Source organism: Stutzerimonas stutzeri SDM-LAC, from assembly GCF_000235745.1.
Classification (GTDB): Bacteria; Pseudomonadota; Gammaproteobacteria; order Pseudomonadales; family Pseudomonadaceae; genus Stutzerimonas; species Stutzerimonas stutzeri_H.
Map to the genome: position 1 here is coordinate 1 of NZ_AGSX01000116.1, position 15,924 is coordinate 15,924.

Sequence of the window (15,924 nt, forward strand, 5' to 3'; positions counted from 1 at the left end):
GGAAAGCCGCGCATTCTCGCTCAATTCCGTGCGTGGGTCCAAGTGCACCGTTCAGTCAGGTGTTTCGATCGACAAGCGGCGAAAGCGCGCGGCCTCGCCATGATGCTGCAACACCAGATGGCCCTCGTCGGCCTGAGCGAAGCGTGGAAAGCCGGCGAACTTGCTCTGGACGATACGCGCATGCAGGCTCGGGTCGTCGAATCGATAGCGCAGCACACGGCGGCCGCGTAGCCAATGCTCGACATGCCCATCGGAGACGATCAGCGCCGCCTCGATGAACTCGCCAGGCTCCATAGACGTTTCCGGTTCGGCAGCCATCAGCCCATACAGAGCACCGTTGCGGGTGGTGGGCTCGCGGCCGTCTGGGTGGCCGGCGTCATCCAACAGCTGCATTTCCGGACCACTGTGCCAGCTGAGCTCGACGTCTTCTTCTACGCGGCAGAGCACGCCAGAGTTGCCGGCGATGGGCAGCGCGAATTCGAAACGGAAGGTGAAATCCCGGTAGCGTTGCTGCGAGATCAGATCGATTCGCGGGGCGCCGGCGATGGCCTGCAGCTCGCCGTCGCGGCTTCGCCAGCTGCCGACGGGAAAGCCGTCGGTGTGCCAGCCGCGCCAGTCATCGGCCTCGAGTACTCTTTGCATCGCCTTAACCGAACAGCTGCTGCTTGCGCCGCAGCCAGCGATAGCCGTAGCCGATCAGCCGTATCCGCAGCGGATGCCCCTCGGGCTGTTCATAGTCGCTGTCGGCCAGCACGTCGACCATTTCCTGAAGGTCGTCCTCGGCGATCACGACCTCTACCTCCCGGTCCGCCAAGTTCACGAGCATCAGCACGGTGGAATCGTTGTCATGGCGAATGGCGAAAACCGACGGGCAGCCCGTCTCGACGGCACGATGTCGGCCACCGCCAATCTCGCGCAGCCCGATTCGGGTGCGGATCATGGTGCCGGTCCTGGCTAGCAGTGAATCGTCGCGCAGTGTCTGCGCATAAACGTTGCGCTGCTCATAACCGAAGTCGCTCCCGTCGATCAGCGGTGCCGCCAGTTGCGGGGTGTCGGCACAGGAGAAGCCGGCGTTGGGTTCGTTGGACCACTGCATCGGTGTGCGTACCGCCAAGCGCTCCGGGCGCGACAGATCTTCGCCCATGCCGATCTCTTCCCCGTAGCGGATGATTGGCGTGCCGGGAAGCGCGAACAGCAAAGCGTGGGCCATGCCAATGCGCCGCTCGTTGCCGTCGAGCATCGGCGCCAGGCGCCGACGGATGCCGCGGTTGTAGGCGCGCATGTCAGGGTCGGGGGCGAAGGCCTGCATGACTTCTTCGCGCTCATCGTCGGTCAGCCGTTCGAGATCCAGTTCGTCATGGTTGCGCAGCCAAATCGCGTACTGCGCGCGCTCAGGTGGTTCCGGCTGGCGCTCCAGCGCACGATGCAGAGGCTCGGCTTCGCTGCGAGCGAGGGCGAGGAAAAAATGGTTGTTGGCCCAGAAGTTCAGCAGAAGGGTCAACCGATCACCTTCGCCGAAATAATCGCGGTACTGCTCCGGCTCGACATCTACCTCGCCCAGCAGCACCGCTTCGGGGCGGCGCAGGGTAACGAAGTCGCGCATGTGTTCGAGCAACCAGTAGCCGTTACTATCACCGTCACCGGCCTGTTCGATCAGGTGTGAGGCGGCATCGACGCGAAAACCCGATACCCCCAGGCGCAGCCAGAAGGCAATGATCCGCTCGATCTCCTTGACCACCGCCGGGTTGCCCAGGTTCAGGTCTGGCTCATGGTTGTAGAACAGGTGGCGGTAGTACTGCCCTGCATCTTCGTCCCAGGTCCAGACGCTCTTCTCTACGGTGGGGAAAATCGGCTCGATGCTGTCATCCGGCTCGTCTGCCCAGATATAGAAATCCCGGTAAGGCGACTGCGGGTAGCGTCGCGCTTCCTGAAACCAGCGATGCTCGATCGAGGTGTGCTGCACGACCAGCTCGATCATCACATGCAGGCCCAGCTCCTCGGCCTTCTCCAGCAAATAGACCACGTCGGCGAGGTCACCGAAGCGCGGATCGACCTGCAGGTGATCGCTGACATCGTAGCCCGCATCGCGGAAGGGCGACTGATAGAAAGGCATCAGCCAGATGGCCGTGGCGCCCAGGCCGCGGACGTAATCCAGGCGCTCGGTGACGCCGCGTAGGTCACCACAGCCATCACCGTTGATGTCGAGGAACAGTGACGGGTCAATCTGATAGATCACCGCATTGCGATACCAAAGTGGTCTCATTTCAATGTTCCTCCGGTCTGAGCACCAGTGCCTGGCCTGCTGCCAGCTCGCCGCTGTAGGGTTCGTCCTCGCCCTGGGCATCGCTGGCGATTTCTATCTGCCAGTGGCCGGTGATCGGAAACGCATGAGGTTCATCGGCGAAGTTCAGGCAGATCACGCGCTGGTCATCGCCCAGCTTTCGTCGGTAAGCGAGCACGTTCGGGTGTGATCGCAGTTCTTCCCAATCGCCATGAAGCAGAGCGGGGCTGCGTTTGCGCGCGGCAATCAGCCGGCGGTAAAGCTCGAGTGTCGATCCGGGCGCCTTTCGCTGCCGCTCGGCGGCCAGCTCGTCGCTGTCCGGTGGGAACGGCAGCCACGGCGGACTGCCTTCCCAGCCATGGGGCGGCGTGACGAGCCAGGGGATCGGGGCGCGGCAGCCATCGCGACCACCGGGGTCGACCTGCTCGTCCGGCTCGACCACCGCATCTTCCAGCCCCAGTTCCTCGCCCTGGTAAATGAACGGTGTACCGCGCAGCGTGAGCAAGAGCACCGCGGCGGCATGAGCGCTGCGCAGCGAGCCGTGATAGCGGCTGCGTTGACGATGATTGTCGTGGTTGGACAACACCCAGGTCGGCCAGGCGTTGGCGGGTTTGAGCAATGTCTCAACGTCGCGAATGCAGGTGCGGAACAGCACCGGTTCCCAGGGCGCATCCAGCGGCTGGAAGTTGAACGACATATGCAACTCGTCGCCGGCCCCGTAGTACTGCAGGACCCGCTCGGTGGAGCGTATGTTGACCTCGCCGACCAGCACGCGCTCGCCGGGGTAGCTATCGACCAGCCGGCGCAGGCCGCGCAGCACTTCGTGGCTGTAGGCCTGGTCGTTGAACTCCACCAGCGGCTGGCCGGCCAGGCAGCGTGGATCATCGGCGAAGCTCGGGTCCTTGCCGGTGCAATGAATGACATCGACACGAAAGCCATCGATGCCGCGATCGAGCCAGAAGCGCAGCACGCCGTGCATCGCCTCGATCACTTCAGGGTTGCGCCAGTTCAGATCCGGCTGTTCGGGTAGAAATAGGTGCAGGTAATACTGCTGGCTGTGTTCGTCCCAGGTCCAGGCGCTGCCGGCGTTGAGTGCGGCACGCCAGTTGTTGGGCTCGTCGCGCCAGATGTACCAGTTGCGCTTGGGGCTGTCCCGCGAGCTGCGCGACTCGATGAACCAGGAATGCTGATCGGAGGTGTGGTTGGGCACGAAATCGAGCAGCACCCGAATCCCGCGGGCATGCGCCTCGGCGATCAGCCGGTCGATGTCATCCAGCGAGCCGAATAGCGGATCGATATCGCAATAGTTACTGATGTCGTAACCGGCGTCCGCCATCGGTGAGCGGAAAATCGGCGACAGCCACAGCGCGTCGACGCCCAGATATTGCAGGTGGTCGAGATGGCGCAGTACACCGTCGAGGTCGCCGATGCCGTCGCCGTTGCTGTCGGCAAAAGATCGCGGATAGATCTGATAGACGGTGGCGCCTTTCCACCAGGGCGGCTGGGTTGACTCGCTCATGCTTGTCCCCTCTGTCCGGTGTTTCGGCAGGTCCGGCGGGCGGGCCTGTGAGGTGTAAGACTGACGAACGGTGCTCGGGTTTCCCAGCTTCGTTGATCTCCGTCGGACGGTACTGAACGTCACGGGCGATACTCCGACTAACCTTGCAGCTGCTTCAACGACCCAGGAGACCGCCATGTTACGTATTGCCATCAATGGTTATGGCCGTATCGGACGAGCCGTGTTGCGCGCCCTGTTCGAGCGAAATCTGGAGAACCAGATTCACATCGAGGCCATCAACGACCTCAGCGAACGGAGCGCGATGGCGCACTTGACGCGCTTCGATACCACCTTCGGGCGTTTCCAGGGGCAGGTCGACCTGCATGACGACGTGATGCAGATCCGTGGCCAATCGATCCGTCTGCTGCATGAGCGCGATCCCAGCCAGCTGCCGTGGAAGCAGCTCGGGGTCGACGTGGTGCTTGAGTGCTCGGGGAAATTCAAGAAGCGCGACCTGATCGATCAGCACCTGCAGGCCGGTGCCGAGCGCGTGTTCGCCTCGCATCCGCTCGATGACGCTGACCTGACGGTGGTCTACGGCATCAACCATGAATTGCTCGATGGCAGCCAGCGGGTGATCTCCAACGCGTCCTGCACCACCAACTGCCTGGCGCCGCTGGCCAAGGTGCTGCATGAGGCGGTAGGGATTCGTCAGGGACTGCTCAACACGGTGCATTCCTACACCAATGACCAGAGCTTGCTCGACAAGGCTCACAAGGACCTCTACCGCGCCCGTGCTGCGGCGGAGTCGATGATTCCGTCCACTACTGGCGCGGCCAAGGCCATCGGTTTGGTCCTGCCGGAGCTGGCCGGGCGACTGGATGGGTTGTCGGTACGGGTGCCGACGCCCAACGTTTCGCTGGTAGACCTGACCTTCACCGCTGAGCGCGCGCCGGGAAGTGTCGAGGCAGTCAACCAGATCTTGCAGGCAGGGGCGCAGAAGATGCCGCTCGGGGTGATGGAGTGCAACGACCTGCCGCTGGTCTCGCGCGACTTCATAGGTTATCCGATCTCATGCGTCGCCGATCTGAGCCATACCCGTGTACAAGATGATTTGGTCAAAGTCCTGGCCTGGTATGACAACGAATGGGCATTCTCCAACCGCATGCTCGACGTGCTGCTGGCCTGGGGTGACGGCACGGCGCGGGCCGCCTGACCGGATCGTTTGGATGAGCGACGGTGCGAGCCTCTGGACGCAACGGCTGGCGGATTTCCGGACGGCTACGGCTGCTCGCCAGCCAACGCCCGGTTGCGGCGCGGCGGCGGCTGTCACGGCTGACATTGGACTCGCGCTGGTACTCAAAGGCCTGCGCATCAGCGAGGCCCATGCGTCCGACCCGACTCGCCTTGAGCTGACGCAAGCGGCTCAAGCGCTACTGGGAAGGCCAGGTGCTTTCGCTGACGATGACATGCAGGCCTTCAGCGAGTATCTGAGCGCGTCCCGAGAGGATGAGCCCGAGCAAAAGCAGGCGGCGTCCCGTCAGGCCTGTGCCGTGCCGCTGGCTCTGGCTCATTGCTGTCTGGAGGCGCTCGAACTCGCCGTCAACGCCTGGCCTTGTACGGCGCCGATCGTCCAAAGCGATGTCCAGGCCGGCGCCGTGCTTATCCATGCCGGGCTCAGCGCAGCCTTGATCAATGTCGATGCCGATATGGCGAGTCTTGAAGACGCTGCCAGCCGTGATCAGGCCGGGCAGACCCGAGCGCGCTTACAGGCTGAGGGCGACGAACTGTTGCAGCGTCTCCAGGGCCAGGCGTTGTCCCGTTCTTAGCAGATGATCGTCAGCAAGCTGGCTCCTACGAAAAGCCTGTGTCAGCAGTCATGCACGGTTGTTGGCGTCCCCTTGCTGTGGATCTGATTACGCTCGGAAAAGGCAGGGGGGTTTAGTGCGGCTGTGGCATAACAAACCCCACATTCCTGTAGGAGCCAGCTTGCTGGCGAAGCGGTTACCCATCACGCCCGAGGTGGGGCGTATCGCTGATATTCGCGAGCAAGCTCGCTTCTAGGAGACCGATCGACTCGGGTAGCGAGCGACCGCTACGGCTCGCTTCTGTAGGAGCCAGCTTGCTGGCGAACCGATCCCGCTCGCGAGTCAATGACGGACCTTGGCGATAGCATTGGCATATCCGATCGTCTATAACGAGAAAAAATGTCTCGTTATAGTTTGACGGCTGCGCGGATTGTTTCTAGTCTCCAGGTCAGCTGAGGCACTTTCAAATAACAATCGAGACCCGACCGTCTCCTCACGCAAGCCGTTCGCGCATGTGCTTGTTTGGCAGCCAGCTGCCGGACTTTAACGATGTCGCGACCGCCACCGGAGAACACCATGAGCCATCGCATCGTCCTGCCGCGCCTGATGGAAGTCGGCGCCGGCGCCAGCCAGCAGATCGTCTCCGTCCTTCAGAATCTCGGCTGCAAACGGCCGCTGATCGTCACCGACCGGATGATGGTCGAGCTGGGCTATGTCGCGCGGATCAGCGAGACGCTGAGCAACGGCGATATCTCCAGCGACTGCTTCGCTGACACCCTGCCGGAGCCGACCGCCGCCTCGATCCGGGCGGGCGTCGATATGGTGCGGGCGGGCAACTACGACTCGATCATCGCCCTCGGCGGCGGCAGCCCAATCGATTCGGCCAAAGCCATCGGCATCCTCGGCAAGTTCGGCGGCGAGATGCGCGACTACCGCTTCCCGCGCGACGTCAGCGAAGCCGGCCTGCCGCTGATCGCCATTCCCACCACGGCCGGGACCGGCTCGGAAGCCACGCGCTTTACCATCATCACCGACGAAACCAGCGACGAGAAAATGCTCTGCGCCGGGCTTGGCTTCATGCCGGTGGCCGCGCTGATCGACTATGAGCTGACCCTGTCGCTCCCGCCACGGGTCACTGCCGACACCGGCATCGATGCGCTGACCCACGCCATCGAGGCCTACGTCAGCCGCAAGGCCAGTCTCTACAGCGATGCGCAGGCGCTGCAGGCCATGCGTTTGCTGGCGCCGAACCTGCGCGCGGCCTACCACGAGCCCGGTAATCGCGACGCTCGCGAGGCGATGATGCTCGGCGCGACCCTGGCCGGCATTGCCTTCTCCAACGCTTCGGTGGCGCTGGTGCACGGCATGAGCCGGCCTATCGGGGCGTTCTTCCATGTGCCGCACGGGCTGTCCAACGCCATGTTGCTGCCGGCGATCACGGCCTTCTCGATTCCCGCCGCGCCCGAGCGCTATGCCGACTGTGCCCGCGCCATGGGCGTGGCGGCGCAGACCGACGGCGTCGAAGCGGCCAATGAAAAGTTGCTGACCGAGCTGCGAGCGATCAACAAGGAACTGCAGGTGCCCAGCCCCGAGCAGTTTGGCATCACCCGCGAGCGTTTCTTCGAACTGCGCGAAACCATGGCCAAGCAGGCGCTGGCTTCGGGCTCGCCCGGCAACAACCCGCGCGTACCCAGCGAAGCGGAAATCATCGACCTTTACGAAACCGTCTGGAACCAGGAGTGAGCCCCATGCAGACCCTCGGCAACCTGATCAACAACGAGGCCGTCGCTGGCCGCTCCGAACGTCACGCCACCGTCTACAACCCGGCCACCGGCGAGCCTCGCCTGTACGTTTCGCTGTCCTCGGCGGATGAAACCCGCGAGGCCATCGCCGCCGCGCAGGCCGCGTTCGACGGCTGGTCGAAGACGCCGCCGCTGGTGCGCGCCCGCGTCATGTTCCGCTTCAAGGCGTTGCTGGAAGCGCGCCGTGACGATGTCGCGCGGCTGATCTCGCTGGAGCACGGCAAGGTGTTTTCCGACGCCCAGGGTGAAGTCACCCGCGGCCTGGAAGTGGTGGAGTTCGCCTGCGGCATTCCGCATCTGCTCAAGGGCGAGTTCTCGCCCAACGTCGGACGCGACATCGATTCCAACTCGCTGATGCAGCCTCTGGGTGTCTGCGTCGGCATCACACCGTTCAACTTTCCGGCCATGGTGCCGCTGTGGATGCTGCCGGTAGCCATCGCCTGCGGTAATACCTTCGTCCTCAAGCCCTCGGAAAAGGACCCGAGCGCCACCATGCTGCTTGGCGAACTGCTGGCCGAAGCCGGGCTGCCGGCGGGCGTGCTGAACATCGTCAACGGTGATAAGGAAGCGGTTGACGTGCTGCTGACCGACGAGCGCGTGCAGTCGGTGAGCTTCGTCGGCTCGACGCCGATTGCCGAGTACATCTACAGCACCGCCTCGGCCCACGGTAAGCGCTGCCAGGCCCTGGGCGGCGCGAAGAACCACATGGTGATCATGCCCGACGCCGATCCGCAGCAGGTGGTCAGCTCGCTGATGGGCGCCGCCTACGGTTCGGCCGGCGAGCGGTGCATGGCGATCTCGGTGGCCGTGTGCGTGGGTGATGAGGTGGCCGATAACCTAGTCGAGATGCTCAAGGGCGAGATTGGCCAGATGCGCACCGGCCCTGGGACCGGCGTTGAGCCTGAGCCGCACATGGGCCCGTTGGTTACCCGCGAGCATCAGCAGAAAGTCGTCAGCTACATCGAACTGGGCGTGGAAGAGGGCGCGTCCCTGGTCTGCGATGGCCGTGGATTAAAAGTTGATGGCTACGAGCATGGCTTCTACGTCGGCCCGACGCTGTTCGACCACGTATCGCCGCAGATGCGCATCTATAAAGAGGAGATCTTTGGCCCGGTGCTGGCCGTGGTGCGGGTCAACTCCTTCGACGAGGCATTGAAGCTGGTCAACGACCATGAGTTCGGTAACGGCACCTCGATCTTCACCCGCGACGGCGATACCGCGCGCCAGTTCGAGGAGAGCGTCAAGGTCGGCATGGTCGGCGTCAACGTGCCGATCCCGGTGCCCATGGCCTTCCACTGCTTCGGCGGCTGGAAGCGCTCGGTATTCGGCCCGCTGAACATGCACGGCCCGGATGGCGTGCGTTTCTTCACCCGCATGAAGACCGTCACACGACGCTGGCCGACCGGCATCCGTGCTGGCGCGGATTTCTCGATGCCGACCATGAAGTAAGCCGCGGCGCCGTGCAGCGATCATCCGCGCAACCGGTGTGGGTCCCGGTTTATATCGATTAAGCTTTGCCGCCCTTCGGGGCGGCTGTTTTATTCATCTACCGCAACGGGCTTGGCCATGCGCAGTACCCCTCGTGAAAAAGGCTCTTCCATCACCCGCGTGCTGGAAATCATCGAAGCCGTGGCCGGCGCCGCGGAGCCGCTGTCGCCCAGCGCGCTGGCAGAAAAACTGGACATCCCGAAGGCCAGCGCCCACCGTCTGGTGCAGACGCTGGAAAAGGAAGGTTTCCTGCAGTTCGGCCTGCGCGGTGGCCTGTTGCCGGGTGATCGGCTGCATACCACGGCGGTGAACATCCTCGGCAGCGGCCGGCACAAGGCCCTGCGTCAGGCCATCCTTCGTCAGCTGTCTGATGAGATCGGCGAAACCTGCGGCCTGTCCGTGCCCGATGGCCTGGATATGCTCTATTTCGACCGGGTGCAGACCAACTGGCCGTTGCAGATCAACCTGCCCATCGGCAGCCACACGCCGCTCTGGTGCACCGCCAGCGGCAAGCTGTATCTGGCCTCGTTGCCGCTGGAACAGCTGGAAAAGATCCTCCCACGCCTGCCGATCCGGCAGCTGGCACGTAACACCATCACTGACTTGAGCGCCCTGCGTGACGATCTGGCACGTATTCGCGACGAAGACCTGTCCATCGATTCGGAGGAGTTCATCGACGGCATGGTCGCCTGCGCCGTGCCGGTGCGCGATGCTCGCGGCGAGCTGAGTGCTTGCCTATTCACCCATGCGCCGGTCATCCGTTGTTCGATGGAGTCGCTGCTGACGTTCGTGCCACGTTTGCGAGCGGCGGCGAAGGAGCTGGAGGCGATTGTCAGCGGCTGATAGCCAACGGGGTACGCCTGACTCCAAGACCGCCCTGACCTGTAGGAGCCAGCTTGCGCTATTTCTTCAACATCGCCCGCATCGCCGCCAGTGCGTCATTGCCGCGCGCGGCCTTGACCTCCACGGGTGCATCTTCCTGGCCTTCCCATTCCAGGTCTTCCGGCGGCAGCTCGTCAAGGAAGCGGCTGGGCATGCATTCGATGATTTCGCCGTACTGCTTGCGCTTGGCGGCGAAGGTCATCGCCAGGTTCTGCCGTGCACGGGTGATGCCGACGTAGGCCAGGCGGCGTTCTTCCTCGATGGTGTCGGCCTCGATGCTGGAGCGGTGCGGGAGGATTTCCTCTTCCATGCCGAGGATGAATACGTAAGGAAACTCGAGCCCCTTGGACGCATGCAGCGTCATCATCTGCACGCCTTCTGCGCCTTCCTCCTCTTCCTGTTGTCGCTCGAGCATGTCGCGCAGCACCAGCTTGGCGATGGCTTCCTCGATGGTCATTTCGCCTTCTTCGTCGCGCTCCAGCGTGTTCTTCAGCGCGTCGATGAGGAACCAGACGTTGCCCATGCGGAAATCCGCGGCTTTGTCGCTGGAGGTCTGGCCGCGTACCCAGGTTTCGTAGTCGATGTCCATGACCATGCTGCGCAGCGCGGCGATCGGATCGTTCTGCGCACATTGCTGGCGCAGGTTGTCCATGTAGCGCTTGAAGCGTGACAGGCGGTCGGTGAAGCGGCTGTCCATGTGCGCGCCCAGGCCCATTTCGTCGCAGGCGGTGTACATGGAGATCTTGCGTTCGGTGGCGTAGTTGCCGAGCTTTTCCAGGGTGGTCGAACCGATCTCCCGCCGCGGGACGTTGATCACGCGCAGAAAAGCGTTGTCGTCATCGGGGTTCACCAGCAGGCGGAAGTAGCTCATCAGATCCTTCACTTCCTGGCGGCCGAAGAAACTGGTGCCGCCGGACAGGTGATAGGGAATCTGATGGTGTTGCAGTTTCAGCTCGATCAGCTTGGCCTGGTAGTTGCCGCGGTAGAGGATGGCGAAATCGCTGTAGGGCCGCTCGGTCTTCAGGTGCAGCGTGAGGATTTCCATCGCCACGCGCTCGGCCTCGGCTTCCTCGTTGCGGCAGCGGATCACCCGGATCGGGTCGCCGTGGCCCATTTCCGACCAGAGCTGTTTCTCGAAGGCGTGCGGGTTGTTGGCGATCAGGATGTTCGCGCATTTCAAGATGCGGCTGGTGGAGCGATAGTTCTGCTCCAGCATCACTACCTTCAGCGAAGGGAAATCCTCTTTCAGCTGCATCAGGTTTTCCGGCCGCGCACCGCGCCAGGCATAGATCGACTGGTCGTCGTCGCCCACCACGGTGAAGTGCGCGCGCTCCTGCACCAGCAGCTTGACCAGCAGGTACTGGCTGGCGTTGGTGTCCTGGTATTCGTCCACCAGCATGTAGCGGACCTTGTTGCGCCATTTCTCCAGCACTTCGGGGTGGTTCTGGAAGAGTTTCACCGGCTGCATGATGAGGTCGTCGAAGTCCACCGCGTTGTACGCCTTGAGCGTGCGCTGATAGTGGGTGTAGACGATGGCGGCGGTTTGCTCTTTCGGGTTGCGCGCGTTTTCCAGCGCCTCCTCGGGCGTGATCAGGTCGTTCTTCCAGTTGCCGATGTAATTCTTGATTTCATCGACGCCGTCATCACCGGCGTACTCTTTCTGCATGATGTCGGTTAGCAGCGCCTTGATGTCGCCCTCGTCGAAGATCGAGAAGCCGGGCTTGTAGCCGAGCTTGGCGTACTCCTTGCGGATGATGTTCAGGCCCAGGTTGTGAAAGGTCGACACGGTCAATCCACGGCCTTCGCCGCCGCGCAGCAGGCTGCTGACGCGCTCTTTCATCTCGCGGGCGGCCTTGTTGGTGAAGGTTACGGCGACGATGTACTGCGCACGGATGCCGCACTGCTGGATCAGGTAGGCGATCTTGCGAGTGATCACGCTGGTCTTGCCGGAACCGGCGCCGGCGAGCACCAGCATCGGGCCACCGACGTAGCTCACGGCTTCCTGCTGCCGGGGATTGAGTCGGGACATTCTCGTTTGGTCTGTTGAAGCGGGGGCGGGAGTTTAGCAGGGCTGGTGCCGCTATTTGTTAACCGCAGGACACTGACGCTACCGGTCGTCGCCGACAGGGCTGGGTTAACGGCTGCAATGCTCTAGTCTATGCGCCGCGGCGCCCGCTTTAGGCTGCTCAGCTTGCCGTCCCGCTTCACGCAAGGAAGTGTAACCGTCGAGGTGGTGTGCCACCTCCAGCTCCGTTCGAACCGGGGAAACACCGTGAGATCGTCCATACAACCCATGCGCCTGGTTCTGCTGGCCGATGTGCCCCAGTGGGCCGAAGAGCTTCAGGTTGCCCTGTCGTCCGTGCGCGGCCGCCATCGGCTGAGCGTGGCCGAAGACTGGTCGGCCGCCATCGCTCTGCTTGCCGAGTCCGGCCACTCCTTGCTGATCGCGACGCCAGGATGTCGCCCCGAGTCGGCGCACTTCCCGTGGCCTACCGTCCTGCTGCTGGAAGATGAGCCCGCCGAACTGCCGGAAGGCGTGATTGACTGGCTGCCTGGCCCTCGTTTGAGCACGGATATGGTGCGGCGCTGTGTGCGCTATGCCCGCGAGCGCAGCAATCTGGAGAACGCGCTGCAAAGGCTGGCGGTACAGGATGCGCTGACCGGCATCGCCAACCGCCAGGGTTTCCAGGCATTGCTCGCATTGCGCCTGGCCGAGCACGAAGGGCAAGGCCTGACGCTCGGGTGTCTGGACCTGGACAACTTTCGCCGGGTCAACGATGCACTGGGGCATCAGGCCGGGGATCGCCTGATCCTGCAAGTCGTGGCGCGCCTGAAGGCACAGCTGGAAGTGGGCGACACGCTGGCCCGTCTGGGCGGTGACGAGTTTGCGGTGTTACTGGATACCGAGCGCCAGCCGCATCGTGCGGAGCGGATCGCAGACCGTATTGTCGAGGCGCTGGCCGAGCCCTACTGGATCGACGGCGATACCCTGATGCTCGGTTGCAGTCTCGGGCTTGCCCACGCGAAGGCTGATGCGGACCCCGACCAACTGCTCTGGCTCGCGCAGGTGGCGATGCGTCACGCCAAGGCGAGTCAGGGCTGTACCTGGTATCTCTATAACGAGCGGATCAACCGGAGCGCCAGCCATCTTGCTGATCTTGAGGGCGAGTTGCGCCGGGCGCTGCGTCGCGACGACCTTGAGCTGCACTATCAGCCGCGCCTGTGCATCGACACCGGTCGCATCGTCGGCATGGAGGCGCTGGTGCGCTGGCTGCATGCCGAACGCGGGCTTCTCGGGCCAGACGAATTCATTCCCATGGCCGAAGAAAGTGGCTTGATCGTGCCGCTCGGCTACTGGGTGATCGCGCGGGCGCTGCGCGACATGCAAAGCCTGCGCGAAAGCGGTGCAGGCGAGCTGCACATGGCCGTCAATCTGTCGTTCCGTCAGTTTCAGGACAGCCAGTTGCTGACAACCCTGCAGCGGCTCATCGACGAGCGCGGCGTCGATCCACACTGGCTGGAATTCGAACTTACCGAAACCGCAGTGATGCGTCGCAGCGATCAGGTGCGCGGCACCATGGATGCCTTGGCGGAGCTAGGAGTGCGCTTCTCGCTGGATGATTTTGGCACCGGATTCTCGTCGTTCGTACACCTCAGCCGCCTGCCGATCAGCCTGCTGAAGATCGATAAGAGCTTTATCGGCAAGATGGGTGAACGCGCCCAGAACGGCCGGCTGGTCCGCGCGATGATCAACCTGGCACACAACCTCGGGCTGGAAGTGGTGGCAGAAGGGGTCGAGGGAGCGGCACAGCTCGGCCAGTTGCGGCGCTTCGGTGCTGATCAGGTACAAGGCTATCTGATCAGCAAACCGCTGCCCTTCGCCGAACTCAGCGCTTTTCTCAGTGGTGGACTCACCGCCGAAGCCAGCGGCTGAAACGAAGCGCCGGGCAAGAGCCCGGCGCGGTGTATCAGCGAACCATGTGTATCAGCGAACCATGTGCAGGAAGTGCATGTGCTTCTCGTACTGGTCGAGGATGTCGCCAATCACGCCGTCTCGGCTCCAGCCCATGATGTCGTAGTTCTGCCCGCCTTCCTTGAGATGCACCTCGGCGCGGAAGTAGGTGGGCTCATCGCCGTCTCCCTCCTCGGTCGCGACGAAACTCGGCATCGGGTAGCCGCGCGGGCGAACCTGATAGATGAAATCGGGCGCGCCTTCATGGGTGATCTGCAGCCCGGTACGGTTGTCGTCGCCGGTGGTCAGCTCGACGCCGTAACCCTGCGTGCGCAACTCTTCGGCCACGGCAGCGCAGGCAGGCGCTGCGATGTCGTTGATGAAGCGTTCCACGTCACGACGGCGGGGATAACGGGTCAGGTTCTGCACTCGGCGCCGCCAGCCACCCTCTGACTGCGGAGCGGTTGGCATGGTGCTGACCGTCTGGTAACGCAAGCCCTGTTTGGTGGCATCGACGCGCAGCGCTTTGAGCAGCCCCCACATGGCGCAGAGCAGCACGAGGGTGAACGGCAGGGCGCTGGCGATGGTTGCGGTTTGCAATGCTGTCAGGCCATCGGCGAGCAGCAGCGCTATCGCGACAACGCCCATGGAGCCCGCCCAGAACACCCGCTGCCAGGTCGGCGTCTGGCCATGGCCCCCGGAGGCGAGCATGTCCACCACCAGCGCGCCGGAGTCCGCCGACGTGACGAAGAACACCACCACCATGATGATCGCGATCAGTGACAGCAGCGAGGCGAAGGGGAAATGCTCGAGAAAGGCGAACAGCGCGAGGGAGCTGTCGCGCTCGATGGCTTCACCCAGGCTGGTGACGTGCTCCCACAGAATCATGTGAATGGCCGTGTCGCCGAATACCGTCATCCACAGCAGGGTGAAGGCAGTCGGCACAAGCAACACGCCGGTGACGAATTCACGGATGGTGCGGCCGCGCGAAATGCGCGCAATGAACAGGCCGACAAAGGGCGACCAGGCCAGCCACCAGCCCCAGTAGAACAGCGTCCAGCCGCCGATCCAGTCATTCGGCTCGTAGGCGTAGAGGTTGAAGGTCGCGGTGACGATCTGCGAGAAGTAGTTACCGGTGTTCTGCACGAAGGTCTGCAGGATGAACACGGTTGGGCCGGCGACCAGCACCAGCAACAGCAGCAGAACGGCCAGCGTCAGGTTCAGCTCGGACAAGCGCCGTACGCCCTTGTCCAGGCCGGTGACCACCGAGATGGTGGCCAGAACGGTGGTCCCGGCAATCAGCGCGATCTGCACCGGTACCGAAATCGGCACGCCATACAGGTGATTCAGCCCGGTGTTGATCTGCGTGACGCCCAGCCCCAGCGACGTGGCGACCCCCAGCACGGTGCCGATGATGGCGAAAATATCCACCGCATGCCCGATCGGGCCGTGGATGCGCTCGCCGATCAGGGGATACAAGGCCGAGCGCAGCGTCAGTGGCAGGCCTTGGCGAAAGCTGAAATAGGCCAGGATCATCGCCACGATGGCGTAGATGGCCCAGGCATGCAGGCCCCAGTGGAAGAAGGTGATCTTCATCGCTTCCCGCGCGGCCGCGACGGTGCCGCCTTCACCCACCGGGGGCGAGAGGAAGTGCATGACCGGCTCGGCGACGCCGAAGAACATCAGACCGATGCCCATGCCGGCAGAGAACAACATCGAGAACCAGGTCAGGTAGCTGTAGTCCGGCTCGCTGTGGTCCGGGCCCAGCTTGATCTCGCCATAACGGCTGAGTGCCAGCAGTACGACCATCAGCAGAATGATCGCGACGGCAAGAATGTAAAACCAGCTGGCATTGGCGATGATCCACGCCTGGACGTCGCTGAACATGCCTTGAGCGTGTTCCGGGGCGGCGACGCTGTAGATCACCAGTAGCAGGATGAGTACGGCAGAACCGTAGAACACCGGAGGGTTGAGAGTGGAAGAGGAAGACGTGTTGGCCTCCATGCTGCGCTCCTTGATTACCGATTGGGGAGTGGCCGCCTGTGGCGAAGAGGACGCAATCTAACATATTGGTCAGTTTTGGACCGACGCGCTCCGCGGCGATGGGGCTGCCTCTTGGATGTGACCGCGCCAGTCAGCAAGTTGCAGCATTTTTTCTGTGCCCATCGGCAGCTTATCCGGGCTACGCCGATAGATCGTTGAGAAGCCAGAAA

General features: G+C 63.0%; 11 protein-coding genes. 6 read left to right on the top strand and 5 right to left on the bottom strand.

The window, feature by feature from the left end; translation table 11 throughout:
- Positions 1-51 precede the first annotated feature (51 nt).
- The 3 genes from PSTU_RS0111785 to PSTU_RS0111795 are packed head-to-tail and all read right to left on the bottom strand — an operon-like array spanning position 52 to position 3,800.
- Positions 52-642: a DUF1080 domain-containing protein gene (locus PSTU_RS0111785; protein ID WP_019341231.1), complete on the bottom strand. Its 591-nt coding sequence runs from the start codon at positions 640-642 to the stop codon at positions 52-54.
- 4 nt (positions 643-646) lie between these two features.
- Positions 647-2,263, bottom strand: a complete 1,617-nt coding sequence (locus tag PSTU_RS0111790; protein WP_019341232.1) for an alpha-amylase family protein — start codon at positions 2,261-2,263, stop codon at positions 647-649.
- A 1-nt stretch (position 2,264) separates the two neighbouring features.
- Complete coding sequence (locus tag PSTU_RS0111795) at positions 2,265-3,800, bottom strand: alpha-amylase family glycosyl hydrolase (RefSeq protein ID WP_019341233.1); 1,536 nt, start codon at positions 3,798-3,800, stop codon at positions 2,265-2,267.
- Between the two features lie 175 nt (positions 3,801-3,975).
- Here PSTU_RS0111795 and gap point away from each other — a divergent pair, with 175 nt between their 5' ends.
- The 5 genes from gap to PSTU_RS0111820 all read left to right on the top strand — a co-directional run bounded on the left by gap (position 3,976) and on the right by PSTU_RS0111820 (position 9,720).
- On the top strand, positions 3,976-4,995 hold the full coding sequence (gap, locus tag PSTU_RS0111800) for a type I glyceraldehyde-3-phosphate dehydrogenase (protein WP_019341234.1): 1,020 nt from the start codon (positions 3,976-3,978) through the stop codon (positions 4,993-4,995).
- Positions 4,996-5,008: 13 nt separating this feature from the next.
- The gene (locus tag PSTU_RS0111805; protein ID WP_019341235.1) at positions 5,009-5,608 is read left to right on the top strand and encodes a cyclodeaminase/cyclohydrolase family protein; all 600 of its coding nucleotides are present in this window, start codon (positions 5,009-5,011) and stop codon (positions 5,606-5,608) included.
- A gap of 555 nt (positions 5,609-6,163) precedes the next feature.
- On the top strand, positions 6,164-7,330 hold the full coding sequence (locus tag PSTU_RS0111810; protein WP_019341236.1) for an iron-containing alcohol dehydrogenase: 1,167 nt from the start codon (positions 6,164-6,166) through the stop codon (positions 7,328-7,330).
- A 5-nt stretch (positions 7,331-7,335) separates the two neighbouring features.
- Positions 7,336-8,838, top strand: coding sequence for a CoA-acylating methylmalonate-semialdehyde dehydrogenase (locus PSTU_RS0111815; protein ID WP_019341237.1), 1,503 nt, complete (start codon positions 7,336-7,338; stop codon positions 8,836-8,838).
- A gap of 117 nt (positions 8,839-8,955) precedes the next feature.
- The gene (locus tag PSTU_RS0111820; RefSeq protein ID WP_019341238.1) at positions 8,956-9,720 is read left to right on the top strand and encodes an IclR family transcriptional regulator; all 765 of its coding nucleotides are present in this window, start codon (positions 8,956-8,958) and stop codon (positions 9,718-9,720) included.
- 58 nt (positions 9,721-9,778) lie between these two features.
- Here the strand turns inward: PSTU_RS0111820 and rep are convergent, their stop codons facing one another.
- Positions 9,779-11,788, bottom strand: a complete 2,010-nt coding sequence (gene rep, locus PSTU_RS0111825; RefSeq protein WP_019341239.1) for a DNA helicase Rep — start codon at positions 11,786-11,788, stop codon at positions 9,779-9,781.
- Positions 11,789-12,052: 264 nt separating this feature from the next.
- Here rep and PSTU_RS0111830 point away from each other — a divergent pair, with 264 nt between their 5' ends.
- Positions 12,053-13,693, top strand: coding sequence for a putative bifunctional diguanylate cyclase/phosphodiesterase (locus PSTU_RS0111830; RefSeq protein ID WP_019341240.1), 1,641 nt, complete (start codon positions 12,053-12,055; stop codon positions 13,691-13,693).
- 51 nt (positions 13,694-13,744) lie between these two features.
- Here PSTU_RS0111830 and PSTU_RS0111835 read toward each other — a convergent pair whose 3' ends face one another.
- Positions 13,745-15,715 carry a BCCT family transporter gene (locus tag PSTU_RS0111835; protein WP_019341241.1) on the bottom strand — a complete coding sequence of 657 codons (1,971 nt, stop codon included), beginning with the start codon at positions 15,713-15,715 and terminating at the stop codon, positions 13,745-13,747.
- Positions 15,716-15,924: the final 209 nt, after the last annotated feature.